Source organism: Vibrio sp. B4-6 (genome assembly GCF_963888245.1).
Classification (GTDB): Bacteria; Pseudomonadota; Gammaproteobacteria; order Enterobacterales; family Vibrionaceae; genus Vibrio; species Vibrio anguillarum.
The window spans coordinates 1-6,072 of sequence record NZ_CAWPIM010000029.1; the positions used below are offsets into that span (position 1 = coordinate 1).

Below are 6,072 nucleotides of genomic sequence, written 5' to 3' on the forward strand. Positions count from 1 at the left end.
ATTGTCTAACCAGACACGCTGCGGAGCGGTAGTTCAGTTGGTTAGAATACCGGCCTGTCACGCCGGGGGTCGCGGGTTCGAGTCCCGTCCGCTCCGCCACTTATTAAGAAGCCCTGCTAGTAATAGCAGGGCTTCTTTCGTTTGAGTTTCAATGAGATGCTTAAGTCGTTTTAAGCTCTCTCTATTGCAACTAGATTCCCTGTGCTTATTCCTTGATGTCCTCTTGAGCGCTGAAATTCTTTTGGCTTATGTTCATCGAACAGAGTAGCTGCATGAAAGGCGCTACTATCTCAATCTATAGCCATATGAAAACAACGTGTAGGCATATAAAAAAGCCGACACGTGGTGTCGGCTAATCGTCAGTGTTGTGCTTTACAGAATCTGTTTGAGCACTCTATCGGCCTTAACTCGCGTTACTTTGCGTAGTAGTTTTTGTACCGCATCAGGGTAGTTTTCTATCTTCTCTAGTTGTTTGTAGGTACAAATAAGTTGAGTGTGTCGAAGGATGTTGTCGATCTCTTGCTCAAACTTAGGTGTTAAGTGGTGATAGTGATCTTGGATGAGAATGGCATTTTCGAGATCGAGCTTCCATGCTCTTGGATTTAAGTTATTACCAGTGATCAACATGTAGCGCTTATCCACCCATACGCCTTTTAGATGGAAGCTATTCTCTTCATGTTTCCAGAGATGGATAGAAAGATTTCGACTGGCAATATGGGCTTCATTTACTTTGGCAAAACGGCGTAGATTAAGCTCATATAAATAAGGTAAGCCGCCGATTGTCTTGAAGGTTTGCTCTGGGGAAATATAGAAATCGTTTGCCGTTTTATCGCCAACGACAATGTGAACTTTTACACCCCGTTTCAATGCTTTCTTAACTTCTTTAGCGACACTTTTTGGAAAATTGAAATACGGAGTGCAGATAAAGACTTCATCTTTAGCATGAGCGATCAGTTGGTTAATATTGTGGTTGAGTTTATTTCGACGCTTTCCAATACCTACCAGTGGCGTCAAAGCCACTTGATCGGCTGTTGGGATCTGTGACTCAAACTCATAGTTTGCTGTTGCTAGAGAGGCTCTAAATTGCCGAATGTCAGTTTTGATATCTTTCGTCGTTGGCTTCGATGTGTTTGATAAGTCATTGACAGCAGGATGACTTATCATTTTTTGCTGAATAAATTGTACCATGCTATCGGCAAGAGATTGGTTGTCGATGGTGTGATAGCGGTCGAATCGATAGCGCTCTTTGTGATGCAAATAAACGTTATTAAGGCTTGCTCCGCTATAGATCACCTGGTCGTCGACAATAAAACCTTTGAGATGTAAAACACCAAAAACTTCGCGGCCTCGCACGGGGATGCCGTATACGGGAATGGCGTGTTCGTGGTTCTGAGAGAACTCTTGATACATTGAAGCATTGCCTTCCGAAGCGGCCGCACCAATTAATCCACGTTGCGCTCTATGCCAATCAACGCAAATCGCAATATCTAAGCCAGGGTTTCTTTGCTTGGCATTATATAGCTCCGTTAAAACTTCTCTGCCTGCTTCGTCATCTTCTAAATACAGCGCTACAAGATAGATTCGTTTACTTGCCTGACGGATCGACTGGATCAGATGATTTTTAAATTCTTTTGCCGAAAATAAAACTTCAAAATGATCCGGTGATTGTGCGATGGTCGGCAATCGCTCGAATGGGTTTCTATGAGCAATCATATTGGATGATTTACCTTACTTATTTGCAAAATTGCGAACTGGGGATATTACCAAATTCAACGGTTCAATTGCTAGAAAAGCCGCGCATTCTCGTCATACTAGCCTAGGTATCTCATAGGAATGAGATCTTTACCACTGGATACATAGCGCTCAAACCGTTGCATAAGAGCTATTGGTAGTTCTTCTGTCATTATGGAGTGAAAACCATGACGAGCATAAAAGGGCTCAAGATGAGCGTATGCGAAGCAATAATCCTGATTATTGAGAATATTCTCGCTGCAATAATTGAGCAACTGCGACCCAATCCCTTTTTTTTGGTTTTCTGGCAGCACAAGCATGCCAGTCAGTAATCGATATACATCAATATTTTTAAATCTGACAACAGCAGATATCTGCCCATCGAGCGTGCCTATAACGCACAATTCATCTTTCCTAGCTTTTGCTGAAGGGTAATGTTCTTTGTACATTCGCTTGATCAAAGGAAGTTTTATCGGGGGGAGTATGTCAAATTGTAGTTGCCACATTTCTTCCTGCTTCGAATAGTTATCTGTTGTAGAATGGCGTGAGTTTAATTTATCCATAGAATGCCATGCAATTACATCCCAATGCGAGCTTAAAAAAATACCACACTTTTGGCCTAGAACAATCTTGTCAATTATTAGCTGAAGTTTTCTCTGTGCAAGATTTGGTGGAAATTTACCAGAGCGCAGAATGGCAGACTTTGCCTAAGTTGATGTTAGGAAAAGGTAGCAATGTCCTTTTTACTTGTGATTTTCAAGGAATGGTTTTAAGCAACCAACTGAAAGGGTTACAGCACACGCAGGATGATAATTACCATTATTTGCATGTTTCTGGTGGTGAGGATTGGCCTTCACTTGTTGAATGGGCAGTGAAGAAAAATATTGCAGGTCTTGAAAATTTGGCTTTGATACCTGGTTGTGCAGGTTCTGCTCCTATCCAAAATATTGGCGCTTATGGTGTAGAGTTTCAAGATGTGTGTGATTACGTTGATTATCTCTGTTTAGACTCCTTAACCGTCAAGCGCCTGAGCGCTAAACAATGTCTATTTGGTTATCGTGATTCTATTTTTAAGCACGCTTTGCACAGTAACGCGATCGTTGTAGCGGTAGGACTAAAGCTATTGAAGCAATGGCAACCCGTACTGAATTATGGACCTTTGCAAGAACTGGATAGTCACACCTGCCAAGCTATTGATATTTATAAACGGGTATGCGCTACTCGCAATGCCAAATTACCCGATCCGCGGGTGCTAGGTAACGCAGGAAGCTTCTTTAAAAATCCAATTATTAGTTTAGAACATTGGCAGGCTCTTCTTGAGAGTTATCCCGATCTTGTTTCTTACCCCGTGGAAGAAGGCAGAAAAGTAGCGGCTGGGTGGTTGATTGATCAATGTGGGCTCAAAGGGTATAGCTTAGGTGATGCTCAAGTGCATCCGAAGCAAGCTTTAGTGTTGGTAAATAAAGGTAGCGCTACAGCCTTTGATGTCATTCAACTAGCGATTAAAGTTTGCATAGCAGTTCAGGATAAATTTTCGATATTTTTAGAGCATGAAGTCCGATTTTTAGATGCGATTGGTGAAACGAACCTTGAGCATCTTGCTAAGGAATTAAAGTGAAAGAGTACAGTGTCAAACTATCATTACTTCGTCATCTGGCCAGTGGCGAGTTTTGTTCTGGTGAGTTGCTAGGAGCAGAACTTGGTATTTCTCGCGCCGCAGTCAGTAAGCATATTAAAGGGATTCAGGAGTGGGGAATTGATATTTTCCGCGTCCAAGGCAAAGGCTATCAGCTTGCTCAATCACTGAATCTACTTGATGCGACACAGATCCAAAATGCCGTGCATAACCCTGTCGAGCTTTTCCCCATTATCGATTCAACCAACCAATACCTGTTAGAACGTGTAGATAACCTTGCTTCGGGCAGCGTTTGCTTAGCAGAGTATCAGGCTAATGGGCGGGGTCGGCGTGGGCGTCAGTGGATATCGCCTTTTGGCAGCAATCTTTATGTTTCCATGTACTGGCGACTCGACGCAGGGATGGCGGCCGCAATGGGGCTTAGCCTTGTGGTCGGGGTCGCGATTGTGGAAGCGCTAGCAAGCATCGGATTTGACGGTGTAAAGCTTAAGTGGCCGAACGATCTCTATTTTCAGGATAGAAAGCTGGCGGGCATTTTAGTCGAAATGACAGGGCAGGCTGGCGCAGCGGCACATTTAGTGATTGGGATGGGAATGAACATTTTCATGCCCGAAAATGAGCAAGCCATTGACCAGCCATGGGCAAGTTTGTCGCAGGTAGCCGACGGTCTGAAAATAGACAGGAACTTGCTCGCTATTGTCTTTATTCAATCATTAGACCAAGCGCTACGTGATTACGAGCTTTATGGGATGAAGGATTTTATACCGCGCTGGAATCGACTCGATAACTTTATTGGTCGAAAAGTTAAACTGCTTATGGGCGCCAAAGAGGTCTATGGCGTGGTGCACGGGATCAACGAATATGGAGCGGTGTTGCTAGAAACAGAGAATGGAATGGAGAGTTACATTGGTGGCGAAATATCGTTACGCAAGGCAGAGTAACCGCTTTACCAAACTATTTTCTTAGTAGTATCTCTTCCACGGTATGATTGAGGCCTTTACGCAAAACTAACTGAGCGCGCTCTTTGGTCGGTAAAATATTATGTTGCAGATTTTTACCGTTGATCGAGTGCCAAATGCTCTCAGCTTTTTCTCTCGCCTCTAGCTCAGACAGTTTTGTGTAGTGGCTAAAGTACGATCCCGTCTCCTTAAAGGCGCTGTGACGAAACTTCATAAAGCGTTCAACATACCACTTTTCAATAAGTTGACTGTCCGCATCGACATACAGTGAGAAATCTAAGAAATCAGATATAAACACTCGATGTGGATCGTGTGGATAATCCATGCCGCTTTGCAAGACGTTCAATCCTTCAATGATCAACACATCTGGCCTATCGACGACTTTCTCTTCAGTGGTGATGTCGTAAGTAAGATGTGAATAGATCGGCGCGCTTACATTTCTTTTTCCTGCTTTAACATCCGACACAAACTGTACCAGACGTTTCATATCATAAGATTCAGGAAACCCCTTTTTCCCCATAATTCCTCTCTCATTAAGAATTTTGTTGGGAAAAAGAAACCCATCTGTCGTGATCAGTTCAACTTTGGGATGATTCTCCCAGCGTGAAAGAAGCGCTTTTAACAAACGCGCCGTAGTACTTTTCCCAACGGCGACACTTCCTGCGATGCCAATGATAAAAGGAGGCGATATATCGGTATTACCGAGAAATTGATGCAAAACCGCATTTCGGCTTTGTCTGGCGGCCACGTATAAATTAAGTAAGCGAGCCAAAGGCAGATAAATCTCAGCCGTTTCTTTCATCGTTAGGTTTTCATTAATACCTTGTAGCTCTTTTAAGTCAGCCTCAGAGAGAGTCATTGGGACAGAGTTACGTAGCTCGGCCCATTGATTGCGATCAAAAGAGATATAAGGACCCATAAAATACCTAACGATGAATGACAGAAAAAAGAAGAGGATGAAACATACATTAAGGTGAAAAGAATGGAAATGCCTTAAACGATAGAATTGAGTGAGAAAACGCATTTTGCTTGAAAAAGCAACGAACAGGCGAGATTTATGGAAAATTGGTTTTTTTTTAATATTTAGGCTTGCAAGGCTGAGCATCATTCAATAGAATGCGCTCCACTTATGCCGACTTAGCTCAGTAGGTAGAGCAACTGACTTGTAATCAGTAGGTCACCAGTTCGATTCCGGTAGTCGGCACCATTCTTTTTCGAAAGAATGAAGAAAAAATTTGGAGGGGTTCCCGAGTGGCCAAAGGGAGCAGACTGTAAATCTGCCGGCTCCGCCTTCGATGGTTCGAATCCGTCCCCCTCCACCATATTCTTAAGGAAATAGCTCTCAGAGTTACGTGTGCGGGCATCGTATAATGGCTATTACCTCAGCCTTCCAAGCTGATGATGCGGGTTCGATTCCCGCTGCCCGCTCCAATTTTTGAGTGCTGATATAGCTCAGTCGGTAGAGCGCACCCTTGGTAAGGGTGAGGTCCCCAGTTCAACTCTGGGTATCAGCACCAGCTCTCCAAGCAATTATCTCCTTTTGATATATACTCCTTACCAATAATTTTGGTTGCGTGGTCATCAAAGCCACCTAAATCCGTACCTAGAGGGACAACTCATGTCTAAAGCAAAATTTGAACGTACGAAACCGCACGTAAACGTTGGTACTATCGGCCACGTTGACCACGGTAAAACAACTCTAACTGCTGCTATCTGTACTACACTTTCAAAAGTGTACGGTGGTGA

Annotated in this window: 6 protein-coding genes and 5 tRNA genes; 8 read left to right on the top strand and 3 right to left on the bottom strand. The window is 43.4% G+C overall.

Going from position 1 to position 6,072, the window contains the following annotated elements:
• Positions 1-22 precede the first annotated feature (22 nt).
• Positions 23-99: transfer RNA gene (locus tag AACV20_RS09130), tRNA-Asp, on the top strand.
• A gap of 273 nt (positions 100-372) precedes the next feature.
• Here AACV20_RS09130 and pssA read toward each other — a convergent pair.
• Positions 373-1,713 carry a CDP-diacylglycerol--serine O-phosphatidyltransferase gene (gene pssA, locus AACV20_RS09135; protein WP_017042786.1) on the bottom strand — a complete coding sequence of 447 codons (1,341 nt, stop codon included), beginning with the start codon at positions 1,711-1,713 and terminating at the stop codon, positions 373-375.
• Between the two features lie 98 nt (positions 1,714-1,811).
• A complete protein-coding gene (locus tag AACV20_RS09140; RefSeq protein WP_013857960.1) occupies positions 1,812-2,294 on the bottom strand; it encodes a GNAT family N-acetyltransferase in 483 nt (160 codons plus the stop codon).
• A gap of 8 nt (positions 2,295-2,302) precedes the next feature.
• Here AACV20_RS09140 and murB point away from each other — a divergent pair, with 8 nt between their 5' ends.
• Entirely contained in the window at positions 2,303-3,349 is a 1,047-nt protein-coding gene (murB, locus tag AACV20_RS09145) for a UDP-N-acetylmuramate dehydrogenase (RefSeq protein WP_094133762.1), read from the top strand.
• On the top strand, positions 3,346-4,308 hold the full coding sequence (gene birA, locus AACV20_RS09150; RefSeq protein ID WP_170908063.1) for a bifunctional biotin--[acetyl-CoA-carboxylase] ligase/biotin operon repressor BirA: 963 nt from the start codon (positions 3,346-3,348) through the stop codon (positions 4,306-4,308). Before murB ends, birA begins: the two co-directional genes overlap by 4 nt.
• Before the next feature lie 13 nt (positions 4,309-4,321).
• Here the strand turns inward: birA and coaA are convergent, their stop codons facing one another.
• Positions 4,322-5,245, bottom strand: coding sequence for a type I pantothenate kinase (gene coaA, locus AACV20_RS09155; RefSeq protein WP_010318972.1), 924 nt, complete (start codon positions 5,243-5,245; stop codon positions 4,322-4,324).
• Between the two features lie 212 nt (positions 5,246-5,457).
• Between coaA and AACV20_RS09160 the strand changes: the two genes are divergently transcribed.
• The 5 genes from AACV20_RS09160 to AACV20_RS09180 all read left to right on the top strand — a co-directional run.
• Positions 5,458-5,533, top strand: a tRNA-Thr gene (locus AACV20_RS09160).
• Between the two features lie 30 nt (positions 5,534-5,563).
• A tRNA-Tyr gene (locus AACV20_RS09165) sits at positions 5,564-5,648 on the top strand.
• Between the two features lie 34 nt (positions 5,649-5,682).
• Positions 5,683-5,757, top strand: a tRNA-Gly gene (locus AACV20_RS09170).
• Between the two features lie 10 nt (positions 5,758-5,767).
• Positions 5,768-5,843 (top strand) — tRNA-Thr (locus AACV20_RS09175).
• Positions 5,844-5,944: 101 nt separating this feature from the next.
• Positions 5,945-6,072: GTP-binding protein (locus AACV20_RS09180; RefSeq protein ID WP_249929791.1), on the top strand; the 128-nt coding region annotated here is incomplete at its 3' end.

Excerpts from the sequence above, each read along its gene's own strand:
- coaA (WP_010318972.1), bottom strand. The coding sequence starts at position 5,245 with ATGGGTCCTTATATCTCTTTTGATCGCAATCAATGGGCCGAGCTACGT.
- pssA (WP_017042786.1), bottom strand. The coding sequence starts at position 1,713 with ATGATTGCTCATAGAAACCCATTCGAGCGATTGCCGACCATCGCACAA.
- AACV20_RS09140 (WP_013857960.1), bottom strand. The coding sequence starts at position 2,294 with ATGGATAAATTAAACTCACGCCATTCTACAACAGATAACTATTCGAAG.
- murB (WP_094133762.1), top strand. The coding sequence starts at position 2,303 with ATGCAATTACATCCCAATGCGAGCTTAAAAAAATACCACACTTTTGGC.